Genomic DNA, 17460 nt, shown 5'->3' on the forward strand with positions numbered 1-17460 from the left:
TCGCGGGTGCCGGGACTTCACTCGGTGCCATCTAGCACTCTATACACGAGAGTGCCAGCACTCAAGGGCTGGGTTCGCCAGGTTCGCGACACCGCGGTCGCACGCGCGCACACGAGGGTGGTCGGGCACCGTCCCACCCGACGACGGCGACCCGGAAACGACGGGATTCGAGCCCGAAACGCCCAAGTTCCGCGTCGTTTCTCGCTGTTTTCCCGGCATCGGCAGATCCATCGAAAGTCCTGGTAAGCGGCAAGAAAGCTCTGTCGGGTAACCGACCGAGCGGCACATTACGCTCGCGTCGGAGCTCGAAGTAACGTTACGATAACGGAGCTGTCCGAACGATAACGATCGACAGCTGTGCCGCGACACGGCACACAGACCAGTCGATTCCGGGCGAATACACAGGGGCGGGAGGTGCAGCATGCGGATAGGAGTGGGTATATCCACCGGATCCGAGGTCGTGTGCGCAGCCCTCGTCACCATCGACACCGACGGCAGTCGCACGGTCGAGTACCGGACCGTCTCGGCCGATCGCCAGGCGAACACCGACATCGGTGATCTGGTCACCTCTGCCATCGAACTCATGGCCTCGCTGATCCCCGGGCACCGATCGCCCGACGCGATCGCTGTCACCTACCGCACCGAGGAGCACGCTGCGGGCATTCGCGCGGCGCTGGCACACACCACCCGCGATGTTCGCCTGGTACCCGAGTCAGCGGCCGCATTCGCGCACCTGGCGACCACCGGACTGGTCGATCGATACGACACGATCGCCCTCGTCGATCTCGGAGCCGCAGGTATGTCGGTCACGGTCACCGACCGATCCGCCGAGACGGTGCTCGCTCACGACCGGTCCGACGTCGTCGGCGGCGACGCACTCAACGCGCTCGTCAAGAACCTCGTGCAGGACATGACCCGAGACAACCTGCGGGACGACCTTCGCGACGACCGCGGCATCGGCTCTGCGCGGTACCGGTCGATCAAGGAACAGCTCTCCCGCGACGACGAGGTCCGCATCGAGCGCTACAGCGGGATCCCGCTGACCGTCACGCGGGGCGCATTCGACGCCGCCGCCGCCCCGATGTTCGACGCCGCCGCCCGGTTCGTCCGCGAGGTGTTCGACCGAAGCACGCACGAACCCGAGGCCATAGTGCTGATCGGAGGCGGAGCGCAGATCCCCGTGCTTGCCACCACGCTCACCGGTAGCTTCCACGCCCCGGTGATTCGAATCGCCGAACCCGACGCCGTTCTGGCCGTCGGAGCTGCAGGTGTCGCCGCAACGGTCGTCGGGAGCAGCTTCCAACTCGTGACGGCGACGCGTACCACTGCGGGCCGAATGAGCCGATACTCCGGTGCGATCGCGGCCGCCGTCGTCGCAGGTGGACTCGTGCTCGCCTACGGAGTGCAGACGATGGCCCCGGCCGACGATCAGAGCGTCTCCCCCGCGGGAAGTGCCACCCGACCCGCCACCGAATCGACCGATGCAGGTCGGCCGATCGCCGAGGGGTACTCGCCCGACGAGGACTCGGCGACGACGGAGGGCGTACCCGGAGACCGACCCGATCCGAGACAGACCACGATCGAGTCCACCGGATCGTCGACGCGTGTCACCACGACCGACGCACCCACCACAACGCCGACTCTGCGTCCGGCTCCCGACCTCCCACCGTTCGAGTGGCCTGTCGATCCCACGTCGAATCCGGTATCCCCCGAGGTCACTTCCGGAATCCCGATCGATCCGTCGACCCCGGTCACCACGATTCCGGTTCGGCCCTCCGAACCGGTGGAATCGTCGACACCGAGCGACACGACCGAGATCGTCCCCGGTCCGACCCCGGAGCCCACAGTCGAAGCGACTCCCGAGTCGACCCCCGTACCGACCGGATCCATCAGCGTGCCGACCACGGATGCGAGCGGTTCGGAGCAGACTCCGGAACTGACGGCACCACCGACGGTGTGGTCTCCGCCGGTATCGGCTCCCTCCAGCGAACCGCTGTCCGCGGCCGTTCCGTCGACATCACGTTCGTCCGATCCGACCGTCGCTGCCACCGAGGACGCTCAGCCGGGCACCTGACTGGTCGCGACCGAGAGGCCGGGATCGGTCACGGCGGTGAGCGCAGACGGCTGCGCACCGCCTGCGACGAGGTGCGCTCCCAGTGCGGCGATCATGACACCGTTGTCGGTGCACAATCGGGGCTTCGGGATTCTCAGCGTCAAACCCTGGTCGGCACAACGACGTTCGATCAGCGAACGAATGCGGGAGTTGGCGGTGGCACCCCCGCCGAGGACGATCGTGTCGACGTCGACGTCGGTTGCGGCGCGAACGGCCTTCATCGTCAGGACATCGGCGACCGACTCCTGAAAGGACGCGGCGATGTCTGCGACCGGGATGGGGTCTCCGGCACGGTGCCTGGCCTCGACGAAACGAGCGACGGCGGTCTTGACCCCGGAGAACGAGAAGTCGTACCGGGCATCGCGCGGGCCGGTCATTCCTCGGGGAAACGCGATCGCTGTCGGATCGCCCTCGCGCGCAGCATCATCGAGGGCCGGACCACCCGGATAACCCAGTCCCAGGAGCCGCGCAACCTTGTCGAAGGCCTCCCCGGCTGCGTCGTCGACAGTGGTCCCGAGCTCGGCGATCGGCCGAGACAGATCATCGACGTGGAGAAGATGCGTGTGACCACCGGAGACCAACAGAGCCACGCACGACGGCATCGGGCCGTGTTCGAGCGTGTCGACCGCGACGTGGCCGCCGAGATGGTTGACCGCATAGAAGGGCACGCCCCAGGCCGCGGCGTACGCCTTGGCAGCGGCAACCCCGACCAGCAACGCCCCGGCCAAGCCCGGTCCGATCGTCACAGCGACGGCGTCGGGACGATCGATGTCTGCGGCCGCCAGAGCTCGCCGCATGGTCGGCACGATGGCTTCGAGATGCGCGCGCGACGCCACCTCGGGCACCACTCCGCCGTACCGCGCGTGTTCGTCGACGCTGGAGGCCACCTCGTCTGCCATCAGCTCGCACGTCCCTGCCGCGTCCCACCGGACGATCCCGACTCCTGTTTCGTCGCAGGAACTTTCGATACCCATAACGATCATCGGGCTGATCCTTCTGTCTTCTCGGGCCGACGCATCGTGAAGGCATCGGCTCCGCTCGGCTGGTAGTACTTTGCCCTGGTGCCGACGATCTCGAACCCGTCGCGTCGGTACAACTCGATCGCGGGCTCGTTGTCGGTGCGGACCTCCAGAAAGACCGGTCCACCGTGCTCGTCGGCCACGCGAAGCAATTCGTCGAGCAGTCGCCCGCCGATCCCTCTGCGATGATGCGCCGGATCGACACCGATCGTGTGCACCTCGGACTCACCGACGACGAAGGCGCCGCGGGTCGGCTGCCCCAACAGGGAGATGCCTGCGTAACCGACGACCTCGCCGTTCTCCCGCGCCGTGACGTAATGATTGTGTGGTGCCGCCAGTTCCGCGACGAACGCGTCCTCGGCCCACGGGTCGTCACCCGGGAACAGCACGGTCTCGAGATATGCGCACCGAGCAGCGTCTGCCACCGTCATCGGCTCGATCGATACCGTCACTTCACAGCCTTCGCTGCGGCGCGCTCGTCGAGCGTCTTGGCGTCGGGGCGGCGCAGGTACAACGGAACGAGCGGACCCGGGTCGATCCTGCTGCCGATATCGGCGACGGCGACCGCGACCAACCCGGCCGGAGACGGTGCCTGTACATCGCGAATCGGAAGCGCGAATACCGCAGCGTGCGGTGCCGACCCGGCGACCGCGTCGATTCCGACGGGATCGAGTTCGGCCGGGGCGACAACGTCGGGTCCCGCCACCCGCGTTCCCGCTTCGTAACGCGCCCAATAGATTTCGCGTCGCCGCGCATCGGTCACCACCAACAGGGACCCGGGTTCGGAGACATCTGCGGCGATGGCGTCGAGACTGCAGACTCCGTACACCGGCACACCGAGTGCGTCACCGAACGCGGCAGCCGTGGCCATGCCCACCCGCAACCCGGTGTACGGGCCGGGACCGACACCGACGACGACGGCTCCCAACTCGGCCGCGGTGATTCCCGCCTCGGCAAGGCACTCGACAATGTTGGGCGTCAGAATTTCTGCATGCGATCGCGCGTCCACCCGAACCCGCGTGGCGAGGGTCGTGACAACCGCACCGGCGTCGGCGGGCTCGGTCAGGTCCACCACACCTGCGGTGACGGCGGGGGTCGAGGTGTCGACGGCAAGTACAAGCACGATATTTCAGATTACCCGTCGCCGGGCATACGGTTGCGCACCCGGTACCCGGTCAGCGTCGTTCTCGCGGATCCGCCCCGCTGTCCACCCGACTCACCGTCACGCGTCGAACATCGGAGTCCGGGTCACGCGTGAGACGAACCGACACATGGCCGTCCGTCAACTTCTCGACCAAACCCTCACCCCACTCGACCACGACCACCGCGTCGGTGAGATCGGTATCGAGGTCGAGAGCATCGAGTTCGTCGACCGCCGACTGTCCGGTCATCCCGAGTCGATAGGCATCGACGTGCACCAGCGCAACCGGCGGAAGACCATGAGGCCGCGCCCCGGGGCGGTGCTCGCGGGCGATGACGAACGTCGGCGAGGTGACGCGGCCCTGCACCCCGAGGCCGGAGGCTATGCCCTGGGTCATGGCTGTCTTTCCGGCCCCCAGCGGGCCGTCGAGAATCACCAGATCGCCGGCGACCAGAAGGTGTGCAAGCCTCGCGCCGAACTCGGCAGTGTCTGCGGCCGTAGCCAATTCGGCCGTCGCAGGCAGGTGCAGAGGGTCGTCAGACAACGCCCCACCGCCGCTTCTTGCCCGCGGCCTCCGTTGCCCGGGCCACGAGCCGCGTGATCGCGCCGTTGACCTGTTCCGGGAATTCGAGTTGCACCAGGTGGCCACCCTGACGGACCCGCACCATCTCCGAACGCGGCAGTGCCTGCGCCAGGGCCTCCGAGCTGGCGAACGGAATGATCCAGTCCTCGTCGCCACACACCACCGACACCGGGATGTTCTCGAATTCCAGCAGCGCCTCGGACTCGTCGTGCAACTCGAGCGTCTCGAGGAAATTGACGATCGTGACGACGGACGTGTCGTCGATCATCGACTGGGAGAACGCCACCAGTCGCGGGGAGACTCTGGTGCCGTAGGACGCCGCGCGCAGGATCGGGGAGATCAGCGCACGCACAGCGCCGCGCCCGAACTGCACCAGACCGGGCGACGTCCGTACGGCGAGTCGGAACGCGTCGACCGCCGGATTCTGCAGACTACGACCCACCCCGGACTGCGCAAGACCAGCGGCGGTCGTGGAGATCAGCACCGCGCCGATGACTCTCTGGCGCAGCACGTCCGAGCGCTGCCGGGCCATGGACAGGATCGACATGCCGCCCATCGAGTGCCCGACCAGAACGATGCGTCCCCTGGGGACCACCGAGCGAATCACTGCGTCCAGATCGAGGCCGAGCTGACCGATGGTGCAACTGTCCGGGCTCGGTACTCCCGAACGCCCGTGACCGCGCTGATCGTAGAAGACCATGCGTACCGTCGAACCCCACTGCTGTTCGAGCGCACGACGCTGAAAATGCCACGACGACGTGCGTAGGCAGTAGCCGTGAACGAACACGACGGTCGTCTCGGCGTCGGACGGGCCCACTTCGCGCACTGCGAGCGGCACGCCGTCGTCCGCGGTGACGATACTGCCGCGATCGGCATCCATCAGGTCGAGATTTTCGGTGGCCAGCGGATCCTTGTTGGACCGGAACGCCGTCTCGCGCACCACAATCGCAATACTCTCCAGCAATCCGAGCATGATCTAGATCGTCGCCTCCCCTGCGAGAGCGCCGACGAACCGTCGTCGGACGCGTCCACGAACGCCGGTGACGACTTCGTAGCTGATGGTCTCGAGCGCATCCGCCCAATCCTGAGCGTGCGCCTCTCCCCTGTCCCCTGGCCCGAAGAGTAGCGCCTCGTCGCCGACTGCGACAGCCGAGCGATCGCCGCCGAGGTCGACGACGAATTGATCCATGCACACTCGACCCACCGAGGGATAGCGACGACCTGCGATGGTCACCTCGAACCGCCCGCTGAGCCGACGGACGACCCCGTCGGCGTATCCGAGAGCGACGAGTGCGACCACCGTGTCGGCGGGAGCGGTCCAGGTGTAGCCGTAGGACACCGATTCACCTTCGCTCACCTTCTTGATGTTCGCCACCTGCGCCGACAACGTCATGACCGGGCGCAACCCGAAGGTTCCCAGCTCGGGCACCGGCGACAAGCCGTACAGAGCAATACCCGGGCGGACCATGTCGAAACCGAGGTCGGGCCTGGTCAGCGTGGCGGCCGAGTTGGACAGGTGCACGACGGCGGGAGGCGTTCCCCGTCGAGTGGCGCGCCGCACCGCGTCGCGCAGCCGCTCGGCCTGGGCGTCGTTGGCGGGGTGAGCCGGTTCGTCGGAGCAGGCCAGGTGCGAGAACATCCCGGTCAACTGCACGGCGCCGTCGGCCACTGCTGCCGCAGTAGCGTCGAGGACGGCATCGAGATCCGATTCCGCGACCCCGTTGCGGTTGAGCCCGGTATCGATCTTGAGCGAGAGATCCGCTGTACGACCGAGTCGGCGTGCCGCTTCGACCACGGCGTCCAGCTGGGCAAGCGTGGAGACCCCGATTCCCACGTGCGCGTCGATGGCAGCTGCGAAATCCGAATCCGTTCGGTGCAACCACGCCAGCACCGGAACAGTGATACCCGCGGCGCGGAGTTCGAGGGCCTCGCCGATGGTGGTGACGCCGAGCTCCTGCGCCCCTGCTACGACTGCGGCGTGTGCGACTTCGACGGCACCGTGGTTGTATCCGTCGGCCTTGAGGACAGCCATCACCGCGGCGTCCCCGGCGAACTGCTGCAACACGTGAACGTTGTGCGCCACTGCGTCGAGGTCGACGGACGCCACAGCGCCCGAACCCGTCCGAGGATCGGTCCTCTCGTCGCCGCAGCCGATAGTCACAACATTCGATAGTGCCATCCGCGCCGCCGATACGACGGATCAGGGCACCACAACTCCTGACACATCGAGCATCGGACGTGGGGCACGCACGACCGCAATCAGACTGTGAGCGAGCGCACGGTTCGGATGGCGTCCGAGATGGACTCACACAGCGGGCTCGCAGAGATGGGTGCCGCGAACTCTCCGTCCGAACCGTGAGCCGCACGGGCCGCGGCCAGTGCGTGGACCTTCGCTCCGCAGGCAGCCGCAGTGGACGGTGCCATTCCCGACGCGAGCAGGGCTCCGAGGATGCCGGAGAGTACGTCGCCGGAGCCGGCGGTCGATGCAGCCGATCCCCCGGCGTCGCTGATGTACGTCGTCCCATCTGCGTCGGCGACGATCGTCGCTCGTCCCTTGAGGAGAACGGTGACGCCCCAGCGCGCAGCAAGATCTCGAACCGATTCCACTCGGTCGGGTGCAGGGTCGGCTCCCGTCAGGCGGGCGAATTCTCCGGCATGCGGGGTCAACAGCGTCGGTGCGGCGCGTCCGGCGATCCAGCGTTCCTTGTGCGCGAGAACCGTGAGCGCATCCGCGTCGACGACGACCGGCAGGTCCGTTTCCAGAACTCGGCGCACGATGTCCGCCGACTCCTCGTCGGTGCCGAAACCGGGACCGACCACCCACGCCTGCACCTTTCCCGCCGCGTCGAGATCCGGGGCGGCAACGACCTCCGGATAGTGCGACACGACCTCTGCGCCTGCGCTTCCCACGTAGCGGACCATTCCGGAGGTGGCCGCGACCGCTGCGCCCGCACAGAGCAGTGCAGCACCGGGAAACGTGGAGCTGCCGGCCAGGACACCCACCACGCCCTGCGAGTACTTGTCGTCCGACGCCGTAGGAATCGGCCACACCCGTCCCACCTCGGCCGGCTCGAACGACTCCATCGCCGGTTTGGGCAGGTCCAGACCGATGTCCACGAGTTCGATTCGGCCACAACGAGGTACGGCCAGCACGTGAACAGGCTTGCGGGCGCCGAACGTCACGGTCACCTCGGCCGTCACGGCCGGCCCGGGTGCGGCGCCGGTCTCCGCGTCGACCCCACTGGGAACATCCACTGCCACGATCGGTGCGGTGATCCGCTCGACCACGGCAGCAGCATCGGGGCGCAGCGAGCCCTTGCCGGAAATACCGACGATGGCGTCGATCACGATGTCGGCAGGCCCGCAGTGGGTCACCACTCGTCCGCCCGACGATCGCAGGGCCGCGAGACCTTCGGCATGCACCCGCGTCGGGTCGAGCAGGAGAGCGGACACCGAGACCCCGCGCCGACGCAGATACGCCCCGGCCCACAGACCGTCGCCACCGTTGTCGCCCGTGCCCACCAGAATCGTCACGCGCCGCCCGGCGACACCTCCGGTACGCGCCGCCAACTCCCCTGCCACAACGGTGGCCAGGCCGTACGCGGCGCGTCGCATCAGGGTGCCGTCTGGCAGCGAATTCAGCAGCGGCGCTTCGGCATTGCGAATCTGCTCGGGTGTGTAGTAGCCGCGCACGCGAGGCCTATTCGACGGTAACGGACTTGGCCAGGTTGCGCGGCTTGTCCACGTCGTACCCCCGCGCCTGAGCGACCTCGGCGGCGAACACCTGAAGTGGGATCGTCGACAACAGCGGCTGTAGCAGCGTCGATGCAGCCGGGATCTCGATCAGGTTGTCCGCGAACGGACGCACCGCCTCGTCACCCTCTTCGGCGATCACGACCGTCCGCGCACCACGCGCCTGGATCTCGCGAATGTTGCTCAGCATCTTCGAGTGCAACACCGCCCGACCCTTCGGCGACGGCATCACGATGATCACCGGTACACCGTCCTCGATGAGCGCGATCGGACCATGCTTGAGCTCGCCCGCCGCAAAGCCCTCGGCATGCATGTACGCCAATTCCTTGAGCTTGAGCGCGCCTTCGAGAGCGACCGGGTATCCGACGTGTCGGCCGAGGAACAGAATGGTCGTGGCCGTCGAGAGCTCGCGCGCGAGCGCCCGAACGGGCTCGACCGTCTCGAGCACCCGCTGCACCAACTCGGGCATCGCTTCGAGTTCGGCGAATTCACGCGCTACCTCGTCGGGATACTTGGTACCGCGAGCCTGCGCCAATGCCAGCCCGACCAGATAGTTCGCGGTGACCTGGGCAAGAAAGGCCTTGGTCGACGCGACGCCGATCTCCGGACCGGCCCGGGTGTAGAGAACGGCATCGGCCTCGCGAGGAATCTGCGAGCCATTGGTGTTGCACACCGCCAGAACACGCGCCTTCTGGTCCTTGGCGTGCCGCACTGCTTCGAGAGTGTCGGCAGTCTCGCCGGACTGCGAGATGGCGACGACCAGAGTCAATCGATCCAGGACCGGGTCTCGGTAGCGGAATTCACTGGCCAGTTCCACCTCGACCGGGAGCCGGGTCCAGTGCTCGATCGCGTACTTGGCCAGCAGACCCGAGTGGTACGCACTGCCGCAGGCCACGACGAACACCTTGTCGACGTCGCGCAGCTCCTGATCCGACAGCCGCTGTTCGTCGAGCACGATTCGACCGTTGTCGAAGTGGCCGAGCAACGTATCCGCCACCGCGGCGGGCTGTTCCTGGATCTCCTTGAGCATGAAGTAGTCGTGGCCGCCCTTCTCGGCGGCTGCGAGATCCCAGTCGATTCGGAACGGACGCCCGTGCGCCTCGTTGCCCTCGAAATCGCTGATGGCATAGCCGTCCGCGGTGATGACGACCACCTGATCCTGGCCGAGTTCGACGGCGTCGCGCGTGTGCTCGATGAACGCGGCGACATCGGATCCGAGAAACATCTCGCCGTCGCCGACACCGAGAACCAGAGGCGTGGAGCGACGAGCCGCAACGATCGTGTCCGCGTGATCGGAGTGGGTGAACACGAGGGTGAACGCACCCTCTAGACGACGCAGGACTGCTTTCGCGCTGGCCACGAAGTCGCCCGCAGTCGGGCCTTCGGCGTAGGCACGCGAGACGAGATGGACGGCCACCTCGGTGTCGGTGTCGGACAGGAACTCGGTGCCCACGGATTCGAGCTCGGCGCGCAACGGACCGAAGTTCTCGATGATTCCGTTATGGACCACCGCGACGGTGCCGGACGCGTCTCGATGCGGGTGGGCGTTGCGGTCGGTGGGACGGCCGTGCGTCGCCCATCGAGTGTGACCCATCCCCGTGGTGCCGACGAACGTGTCGGTACCGATGTCGTCCAGTTCGGCTTCGAGATTGGCCAGGCGACCCGCCTTGCGCTCGACCGCGGTCGCACCCGCACCGTCGAGGATCGCGATTCCCGCAGAGTCGTAACCCCGATATTCCATACGCCGAAGCGCTTCGACCACCACACCCAGAGCTGGGCGGTGGCCGACGTAACCCACGATTCCGCACATGGTCAATCAGGGTACTCGGCACGGCGCGCACGACCCATTCGCTCGGGTCGACGTGTCCGCGTGCCCCTGACGCGCCGTCGTTCGGTAGCGTCATCTCTCGTGGCGAAACCGAAGAAGCTGGCATCTGCTCTCTCCAAGCGCGGCCCGCACAAGGTGCTCCGAGGCGACTTGGCCCTCGCCGGGCAGCCCGGTGTCGTCTACACACCCGCCGAAGGCTTCGGCCTGCCCGGTGTTGCCTTCGCACACGGCTGGATGCTGCGGCCCAGCCACTACACCGACACACTGAAGCACCTGGCGTCCTGGGGCATCGTGGTTGCGGCACCGGACACCGAGCGGGGGCTCGTACCGTCGCATCGCGGACTGGCCACCGACCTGGGCACTGTGCTCGACATCATGACCGGCGTGCGGCTGGGCCCCGGCAACATCAGCGTGCATCCGGACAAGCTCGCCGCCGCCGGACACGCGATGGGGGCAGGCACAGCCGTTCTCGCTGCCTCCAGACGATCCGACATCACGGCAGTGGCCGCTCTTTTTCCGGCACCGACGGCACCCGCGTCGGAAGAGGCTGCCGCAACCCTGAAGGTGCCGGGACTCGTCGTCGGAGACAACTCGAACGCCGATTCACTCACCGACAACTCGCTCGCGCTCGCGCAGGCCTGGCACGGGCCGTCCATCCTGCGCCGAGTCGACGGCTCGACGGCGGACGGATTCGTCGAAGGCCGCCGAATCCTCGGCGCGCTCGGCATCAACAAGCCCGATCGCAAGACCCAACAGCGCACCCGCGCCGTCCTCACCGCCTTTCTTCTGTTCCATCTGACCGGTGACTCCGACTACGAGGAACTGGCCGGAACAGCGGGCGAGATCGATGGCACCAGGGCAGTCGATCCGCATGCCCCGCTCGATGCCCAGCCCAAGCCCAAGGCCTCCGCGTCGATCAAGGCTCTGCTCGGACGGGGCTAGTCCGGATCGACAGTCAGACCAGCCAGGTCCGCGGCTGCTCGGCGGGTTCGGTCTCGACATGCGGAGTGGGCTCTCTCCGATCCAGATGAGCCGGTTGCAGCACCGAACCCGACGCCGGCTCGCGGTCGGAGTCCGACCCGCTCACGTCCGGTGACCGTCGTCCGCTGCGCCCGTCGGTAGGCGTCTGAGCCCGGCTCAGAGCCTCGGACGCGCGCGCCATGGCGGCCCGATGCTCGTCGCGTATTCGATGCAACTCCGCGCGCCACCCGCTGTCGGAGCTCACAGCTCCCCCGCTTCACTGAGGCCCGCACCGGTAGCGGCGTCGGCGGGTTGAGCATCGGCGGGTTGAGCATCGGCGGGTTGAGCATCGGTGACCGGCCGATCGGCAGTGACCGTAAGCTGCGCGTCGGGCTGGTCCGTGTCGGGTGACTCGGATGGGCACTGCGCCGAGGCATCCGACGCGGAGCCGGACGGCACCACAGGTTCCGTTGCAGGTACCGATTCTGTAGCCGGCGCAGGTTCTGTAGTGGATACAGGAGGTTGTGCAGCAGGCACAGGTTCGGACGGTTTCGGTGCAGCCACGGCCGGTGTGCCCACCGGGTCGACGCGATCGGGAACTTCGACTATCTCGGGTAGGCCGAACGGTCCGATTCGGAGCTCGAAGGAGCGAGTTCCGAGTCCGGGAGTCTCGAGTTCGAGAGATACGACACCGTTGTGTTCGAGCGCAATGCGGGCGCGATGCCCATCGAGTTCGGCCTCGAGATGGCCACGCTCGTCGGTGGCCGCGGGCGACGAATGCCCGGGCACCGACTGCGACAGCTGGTCGTCACCTCCCGCCGGCACGGCCGATCCGCCCTCCGGAGACGAGTTCGAGTCCTGGTCCTTCGCCTCGTCGTCGCCGACCGCGCTGTCGATCGCAGAATTGCTGTCGACTGCGGGACCGCTGGAGTCGTCTGTGTCGTGGCCGTCCTGGGTACCGTCGATCGTGTCGCTCAGTGCATTCTCGACGCGGTCGACGATGGCGGTAACCACCCGGTCCACGAGCCCGTCCATTGGATCTCTCGGCGTGTCACCGACGCGATCGGCGGCGACACGCGATTCGGCCGGATCCATGCTCTCGGCTCCGACGAGAGCGGTGCCGCCGACATCCGAGACCGACGCCTGCCCGACGGCTGCCGGTGCCGGGCCTGGACCGGCCGAAGCCGGGCCCACGGGAGAGCAGTCGGGCCCGTGCCGCTGCGCTGCCGGGCCGGGCGCAAGTGCCCAACCACGCTCGTCGAGATCGCCGAACGATGGCTCGTGAATACCGGCCAGGATATCCACCACCAACTTCAGACAGCCTCTGACTGCAGTGTCGGTGGCCGTGCATGCCCCGACGATGGCGTCGTACGTGCCCTGAACCCGCGGTACGAACTCGTTCTCGATCCAATCTCGACACACCTGGCCGACCTCGGCGGCGAACTCGTCGGACACATCGGCGCTGCGCGCTCGATCGGTGAGATCCGGGAAAGCGGACGCCAACCGCGGGAACACCGTCGCCCTGTCGACCGGGAGGCATTCGAGCCCCGACGCAGCCAAGATGGCATCGATCTGGTCGGCATCCTTGCCGTCCACATTGTCGACCGAGAGTCCTCCGACGAGCTCTGCCTTGTCGGTCACGGCATCGCGGAGAACGTCGACGGCCGCACACATCGTCTGATGCGAATCCTCGATCGATCGAGCGAAGGCGTCAGCCTCCTCCTGTTCGGCCGAAAGATACGTCTGCACAGCCTCACCTGCCTCGCCGTGCCACCTCAGTTGCAGAACCCGCCGCAGCTGAACCTGCTCCACGAGTTGCTCGCCGAGCACTGCAGACAGTGCCCCGACCGCGTCGGCATCGTGACCGAGCGCACCCAAGTTCAGCCCGCGCTGTTCGTCGTATCCGGCACACACATCGACGTACGGCGGGAATTCGACGCCGGGAACGCGGCAGGCCAGAGGCAGAAACCGCTCGAAATACAGCAGGCCGTGCGCGTTCGTGTCGAGAATGTCGTCGACCGATTCCGCACCGCCGGGTTCGGCCGGGGGAGGCGTCACCGGTCCGACTCGATCACGAACGCGGCGGCGTCGTCCTGTCGGTCGTACTCGTTCATCGACGTCGTGAGAGCACTGGAGATGTCGTCGACCGAGGACTTCCATGCTCCGACGGCACGGCCGAGCCCGGCGTGGGCCTGGATGTACAGCGCGCCCAGGTCACCGTAGTTCCGTCCCGCCCCGGCCGGACCGAACCCTGCATCGGCAACGGAAGCGGCAGCTGCGCCGAGGGCGTCGGCCGACACCACAAGTGCATCTGCAACTCCGCGGACGCGATCCACGTCCACCCAGACTCCGCCGCTCATACGTCCCCGTTCCCCCTCGAAGTGCCCCTTTCTCACTATGACGTGCGCCGACTCACATCGGTTCCCCTGGGAGCGGTAACGTCCCGATGTGAAATGTCAGTAACAGGTACCTGAAGCGGCTGCACCAGCTGCTCACCGAACGAGGAGTCCCATGCACATCGGAACGATGCTGAACTACAGCGGTGGTTTCAACGAGACCGTTGCCGAGGTTGCCGAGCTCGAGAAGGCGGGGCTCGACATCATTTTCGTGCCCGAGGCCTACTCGTTCGACGCCGTCAGCCAACTCGGGTTCCTCGCGGCCAAGACGAGCACCATCAAGATCGCGTCCGGCATCTTCCAGATCTACACCAGGACACCGTCGTTGACTGCCATGACCGCGGCCGGTCTCGACTACGTGTCCGACGGCCGTTTCGTTCTCGGCCTCGGCGCGTCCGGACCGCAGGTCGTCGAAGGCTTCCATGGCGTCAAGTACGACGCACCGATCGCACGAACCCGCGAGGTCATCGAGATCTGCCGGCAGGTATGGCGTCGCGAGAAGGTGCAGTACCAGGGCAAGCACTACCAGATCCCGCTGCCGGCCGACAAGGGAACCGGCTTGGGCAAGCCACTCAAGCTGATCAATCACCCTGTACGCGAACGCATTCCGGTTGTCATCGCCGCTCTCGGTCCCAAGAATGTCGAACTCACCGCCGAGATCGCCGAAGGTTGGCAGCCCATCTTCTACTTCCCGGAGAAGGCCGCCGACGTCTGGGGCGATTCGCTCGCAGCAGGCAAGGCCAAGCGAGATCCGTCGCTCGGCGAACTCGAAGTGTTCGCGAGTCCCACGTTGGCCATCGGCGAGGACGCGGAGAAGTACCTCCCCTGGGTCAAGCCCCACCTGGCGCTGTACATCGGCGGCATGGGTGCCAAGGGCAAGAACTTCTACAACTCCCTGGCTCAGCGCTACGGGTACGAGGCCGAGGCCGAGAAGATCCAGGACCTGTACCTGGCCGGCAAGAAGGAAGAAGCGGCCGCTGCGGTCCCCGACGAGCTCGCTCGCGCAGTGAACCTCATCGGTCCGGAAAGCTACGTCAAGGCGCGCGTCGCTGCCTTCGCCGAAGCGGGTGTGACCACCCTCAATGTCGCGCCGCTGGCCGAGAACACCGCGGGCCGCGTCGCGCAGCTGACCGCGCTGCGTGAACTGACTGCCTGAGACGTCAGACCGACGCGACCCGGCCCGCCAGCTCTTCGGCGAGCCGGGTCGCCACGTCCAGTTCGGATGCCTCGACCATCACTCGTACCAACTGTTCGGTACCGCTGGGGCGCAACAGAACTCGACCCGATTCCCCTAGTTCGCGCTCGGCCGACGCCACGGCTTCCGATACCGACGGTGCCGATGACACGGCTGCTTTGTCGGACACGCGCACGTTGATCAGCACCTGCGGCAGTGTCCGCATGGCCGACGCCAGATCCGCGAGGGAGCGTCCGGTCTGCGCCATCCGCTCCATCAGTCGCAATGCAGTGGCGATCCCGTCGCCGGTCGTTCCGACCGCGGGCAGAACAACGTGTCCACTCTGCTCGCCGCCGAGCGCGAAACCACCCCGTCGCAGTTCCTCGAGGACGTAACGATCGCCGACGGCTGTGATACGCAAGGTGATTCCGGCCTCGCGCATCGCGATGTGCAGACCCAGATTGCTCATGACCGTCGCGACCAGGGTGTCGTCGGTCAACTGACCGGCGTCGTGCATCGCGATGGCCAGTACCGTCATGATCGCGTCACCGTCCACCACGGAACCCGACGCGTCGACGGCCAGACACCGGTCGGCGTCTCCATCGTGCGCGATACCGAGGTCGGCCCCGTGCTCCACGACGGCCTTCTGCAATCCCTCCAGATGCGTCGAGCCGCACCCGTCGTTGATGTTGATGCCGTCGGGCTCGGCGTTGATCGCCACGACCGTTGCACCGGCTCGTCGGTAGATGTCGGGCCCGACGACCGAGGCGGCGCCGTGCGAGCAGTCGACGACGACTGTGACACCGTCGAGTCGATGCGCCACCGAGTCTGCGAGATGCGTCGTGTAGCGAGCGGCCGCGTCGTGCGCGACGTCGATGCGGCCGATCGCGGCACCGATGGCATCGAACGGCTGCGCGTCGTTCCGGGAGCGCCCCTCGGGATCGAGGGCAGCTTCTATCCGGTCTTCCACGTCGTCGTCGAGCTTGTGCCCGCCGGCAGCGAAAATCTTGATCCCGTTGTCGGGCATCGCATTGTGCGATGCCGAGATCATCACACCGAGCGCCGCGTCGTATTCGGCGGTGAGGAAGGCGACTGCGGGTGTGGGCAGTACACCGACGTCGATCACGTCGACACCCGATGCGGTGAGTCCGGCGGACACGGCTGCGCTCAGCATCGCGCCGCTGACACGCGGATCACGACCGACCACTGCCACACGTCTGGTGCCGTCGACATTCGGTGCCAACACGGCGGCTGCGGCGCGCGCGATTCTCAACGCCAGCTCGGCGGTCAGAACCCCGCCTGCCAGTCCCCGAACTCCGTCGGTGCCGAACAATCGCGCCATGAACCAAGAACTCCTTCGAGCGGAGAGAATGCGATGAGAAAGCCTCGAGGGCAGGCAACCGGTACTGCTGGATGCCTGCCCTCGAGGATGAAGCGGGTAAGACGCGTCAGCGCTTGGAGTACTGCGACGCCTTACGGGCCTTCTTCAGGCCGTACTTCTTGCGCTCGACTGCACGCGCGTCACGCGTGAGGTAGCCCGCGGCCTTGAGCGGCGGGCGATCGTCGGGTGCGAGTTCGATCAGTGCACGCGAGATGGCCAGACGCAAGGCGCCCGCCTGTCCCGACGGTCCGCCACCGTGCAGCAGCGCGACGATGTCGAAGGACTCAGCGCGGTCCACCAGAACGAGAGGAGCCTTGATCAGCTGCTGGTGCACCTTGTTCGGGAAGTAGTCCTCGAGGGTGCGGCCGTTGAGCTTGAATCCGCCGGTGCCCGAAGACAACCGAACACGAGCGACGGCTTCCTTACGGCGACCGACGGTCTGGATCGGGCGATCGAACACGATCGGTGCCGGAGCGGCTGCAGCTTCGATGTCCGAGACGACCTCGGGGTCTTCGACTGCCACGAACTCGTCGGCGGCGATCTCTTCGATGTTCTCCTGCGACGTCACGTCATTTCCCTCCGGCGCCGTCACTGGGACACCTGCTTGATCTCGAACGGAACGGGCTGCTGAGCGGCATGCGGGTGGTTCGGTCCCGCGTAGACCTTCAGCTTGCTCGCGATGGCACTACCGAGCTTGTTCTTGGGGATCATGCCGACGACGGCCTTCTCCACGAGACGATCGGGGTTGCTCTCGAGGACCTGACGGGTCGAGCGCGACTTCAGACCGCCCGGATGGCCGGAGTGGTGGTGGTGGAACTTGCCGTCGAGCTTGTTGCCGCTGATGGCAACCTTCTCGGCGTTGATGATGACGACGAAGTCGCCACCATCGACATTGGGTGCGTAGGTGGGCTTGTGCTTACCGCGGAGCAGAGTCGCGGCTTGGACGGCGAGGCGTCCGAGCACGACGTCCGTGGCGTCGATCACATGCCACGTCCGGGTGGTGTCCCCGGCCTTCGGGGCGTAAGTAGACACAGAAAATTCCTGTCTTCATGATGTCGCTGCTGGCCAAGACGAGTGGATGCCCTCGGCGGCCAGTTGAGACCCGAGGACAA

The 17460-nt window shown here is 66.6% G+C and carries 17 protein-coding genes; 3 read left to right on the forward strand and 14 right to left on the reverse strand.

The window, feature by feature from the left end; all coding sequences use genetic code 11:
- The first annotated feature begins 421 nt into the window (after window positions 1–421).
- Window positions 422–2074 carry an Hsp70 family protein gene (locus AABD04_RS16040; protein ID WP_341441775.1) on the forward strand — a complete coding sequence of 551 codons (1653 nt, stop codon included), beginning with the start codon at window positions 422–424 and terminating at the stop codon, window positions 2072–2074.
- On the opposite strand, the gene tsaD is transcribed toward AABD04_RS16040, so the two are convergent.
- The 8 genes from tsaD to glmS all read right to left on the reverse strand — a co-directional run bounded on the left by tsaD (window position 2059) and on the right by glmS (window position 10419).
- Window positions 2059–3096, reverse strand: a complete 1038-nt coding sequence (tsaD, locus tag AABD04_RS16045) for a tRNA (adenosine(37)-N6)-threonylcarbamoyltransferase complex transferase subunit TsaD (protein WP_243594769.1) — start codon at window positions 3094–3096, stop codon at window positions 2059–2061. The two genes, AABD04_RS16040 and tsaD, sit on opposite strands and share 16 nt — an antisense overlap.
- Entirely contained in the window at window positions 3093–3584 is a 492-nt protein-coding gene (gene rimI / locus AABD04_RS16050) for a ribosomal protein S18-alanine N-acetyltransferase (RefSeq protein WP_341441776.1), read from the reverse strand. Before rimI ends, tsaD begins: the two co-directional genes overlap by 4 nt.
- The gene (tsaB, locus tag AABD04_RS16055) at window positions 3581–4255 is read right to left on the reverse strand and encodes a tRNA (adenosine(37)-N6)-threonylcarbamoyltransferase complex dimerization subunit type 1 TsaB (RefSeq protein ID WP_341441777.1); all 675 of its coding nucleotides are present in this window, start codon (window positions 4253–4255) and stop codon (window positions 3581–3583) included. The genes rimI and tsaB overlap by 4 nt, the downstream gene beginning before the upstream one ends.
- 52 nt (window positions 4256–4307) lie before the next feature.
- Entirely contained in the window at window positions 4308–4817 is a 510-nt protein-coding gene (tsaE, locus tag AABD04_RS16060; protein ID WP_423228161.1) for a tRNA (adenosine(37)-N6)-threonylcarbamoyltransferase complex ATPase subunit type 1 TsaE, read from the reverse strand.
- Window positions 4810–5829 carry an alpha/beta fold hydrolase gene (locus tag AABD04_RS16065; RefSeq protein WP_335741365.1) on the reverse strand — a complete coding sequence of 340 codons (1020 nt, stop codon included), beginning with the start codon at window positions 5827–5829 and terminating at the stop codon, window positions 4810–4812. Before AABD04_RS16065 ends, tsaE begins: the two co-directional genes overlap by 8 nt.
- Before the next feature lie 3 nt (window positions 5830–5832).
- Window positions 5833–7035, reverse strand: coding sequence for an alanine racemase (gene alr, locus AABD04_RS16070; RefSeq protein ID WP_423228162.1), 1203 nt, complete (start codon window positions 7033–7035; stop codon window positions 5833–5835).
- A gap of 80 nt (window positions 7036–7115) precedes the next feature.
- Entirely contained in the window at window positions 7116–8549 is a 1434-nt protein-coding gene (locus tag AABD04_RS16075; RefSeq protein WP_341441778.1) for an NAD(P)H-hydrate dehydratase, read from the reverse strand.
- Window positions 8550–8556: 7 nt separating this feature from the next.
- Complete coding sequence (glmS, locus tag AABD04_RS16080; protein ID WP_341441779.1) at window positions 8557–10419, reverse strand: glutamine--fructose-6-phosphate transaminase (isomerizing); 1863 nt, start codon at window positions 10417–10419, stop codon at window positions 8557–8559.
- 99 nt (window positions 10420–10518) lie between these two features.
- On the opposite strand from glmS, the gene AABD04_RS16085 reads away from it, so the two are divergent.
- On the forward strand, window positions 10519–11379 hold the full coding sequence (locus AABD04_RS16085; protein WP_341441780.1) for a poly(ethylene terephthalate) hydrolase family protein: 861 nt from the start codon (window positions 10519–10521) through the stop codon (window positions 11377–11379).
- Between the two features lie 13 nt (window positions 11380–11392).
- On the opposite strand, the gene AABD04_RS16090 is transcribed toward AABD04_RS16085, so the two are convergent.
- From AABD04_RS16090 to AABD04_RS16100, 3 genes are read right to left on the reverse strand one after another with little or no spacing between them, the layout of a single operon-like run.
- The gene (locus AABD04_RS16090; RefSeq protein WP_341441781.1) at window positions 11393–11662 is read right to left on the reverse strand and encodes a hypothetical protein; all 270 of its coding nucleotides are present in this window, start codon (window positions 11660–11662) and stop codon (window positions 11393–11395) included.
- Complete coding sequence (locus tag AABD04_RS16095) at window positions 11659–13455, reverse strand: hypothetical protein (RefSeq protein ID WP_341441782.1); 1797 nt, start codon at window positions 13453–13455, stop codon at window positions 11659–11661. The genes AABD04_RS16090 and AABD04_RS16095 overlap by 4 nt, the downstream gene beginning before the upstream one ends.
- Window positions 13452–13757: a hypothetical protein gene (locus AABD04_RS16100; protein WP_243608224.1), complete on the reverse strand. Its 306-nt coding sequence runs from the start codon at window positions 13755–13757 to the stop codon at window positions 13452–13454. The genes AABD04_RS16095 and AABD04_RS16100 overlap by 4 nt, the downstream gene beginning before the upstream one ends.
- Before the next feature lie 151 nt (window positions 13758–13908).
- Here AABD04_RS16100 and AABD04_RS16105 point away from each other — a divergent pair, with 151 nt between their 5' ends.
- Complete coding sequence (locus tag AABD04_RS16105; RefSeq protein ID WP_341441783.1) at window positions 13909–14949, forward strand: LLM class F420-dependent oxidoreductase; 1041 nt, start codon at window positions 13909–13911, stop codon at window positions 14947–14949.
- A 4-nt stretch (window positions 14950–14953) separates the two neighbouring features.
- Here the strand turns inward: AABD04_RS16105 and glmM are convergent, their stop codons facing one another.
- The 3 genes from glmM to rplM all read right to left on the reverse strand — a co-directional run bounded on the left by glmM (window position 14954) and on the right by rplM (window position 17380).
- A complete protein-coding gene (gene glmM, locus AABD04_RS16110; RefSeq protein WP_341441784.1) occupies window positions 14954–16309 on the reverse strand; it encodes a phosphoglucosamine mutase in 1356 nt (451 codons plus the stop codon).
- Window positions 16310–16415: 106 nt separating this feature from the next.
- Window positions 16416–16940 carry a 30S ribosomal protein S9 gene (gene rpsI / locus AABD04_RS16115; protein ID WP_032397516.1) on the reverse strand — a complete coding sequence of 175 codons (525 nt, stop codon included), beginning with the start codon at window positions 16938–16940 and terminating at the stop codon, window positions 16416–16418.
- The gene (gene rplM, locus AABD04_RS16120; RefSeq protein ID WP_037188282.1) at window positions 16937–17380 is read right to left on the reverse strand and encodes a 50S ribosomal protein L13; all 444 of its coding nucleotides are present in this window, start codon (window positions 17378–17380) and stop codon (window positions 16937–16939) included. Before rplM ends, rpsI begins: the two co-directional genes overlap by 4 nt.
- Window positions 17381–17460: the final 80 nt, after the last annotated feature.

The organism is Rhodococcoides navarretei, assembly GCF_038069675.1.
Classification (GTDB): Bacteria; Actinomycetota; Actinomycetes; order Mycobacteriales; family Mycobacteriaceae; genus Rhodococcoides; species Rhodococcoides navarretei.

Coding starts and splice junctions, on each gene's coding strand:
- AABD04_RS16040 (WP_341441775.1), top strand. CDS start 422: ATGCGGATAGGAGTGGGTATATCCACCGGATCCGAGGTCGTGTGCGCA.
- tsaD (WP_243594769.1), bottom strand. CDS start 3,096: ATGATCGTTATGGGTATCGAAAGTTCCTGCGACGAAACAGGAGTCGGG.
- AABD04_RS16065 (WP_335741365.1), bottom strand. CDS start 5,829: ATGCTCGGATTGCTGGAGAGTATTGCGATTGTGGTGCGCGAGACGGCG.
- alr (WP_423228162.1), bottom strand. CDS start 7,035: ATGGCACTATCGAATGTTGTGACTATCGGCTGCGGCGACGAGAGGACC.
- glmS (WP_341441779.1), bottom strand. CDS start 10,419: ATGTGCGGAATCGTGGGTTACGTCGGCCACCGCCCAGCTCTGGGTGTG.
- AABD04_RS16100 (WP_243608224.1), bottom strand. CDS start 13,757: ATGAGCGGCGGAGTCTGGGTGGACGTGGATCGCGTCCGCGGAGTTGCA.
- AABD04_RS16105 (WP_341441783.1), top strand. CDS start 13,909: ATGCACATCGGAACGATGCTGAACTACAGCGGTGGTTTCAACGAGACC.
- glmM (WP_341441784.1), bottom strand. CDS start 16,309: ATGGCGCGATTGTTCGGCACCGACGGAGTTCGGGGACTGGCAGGCGGG.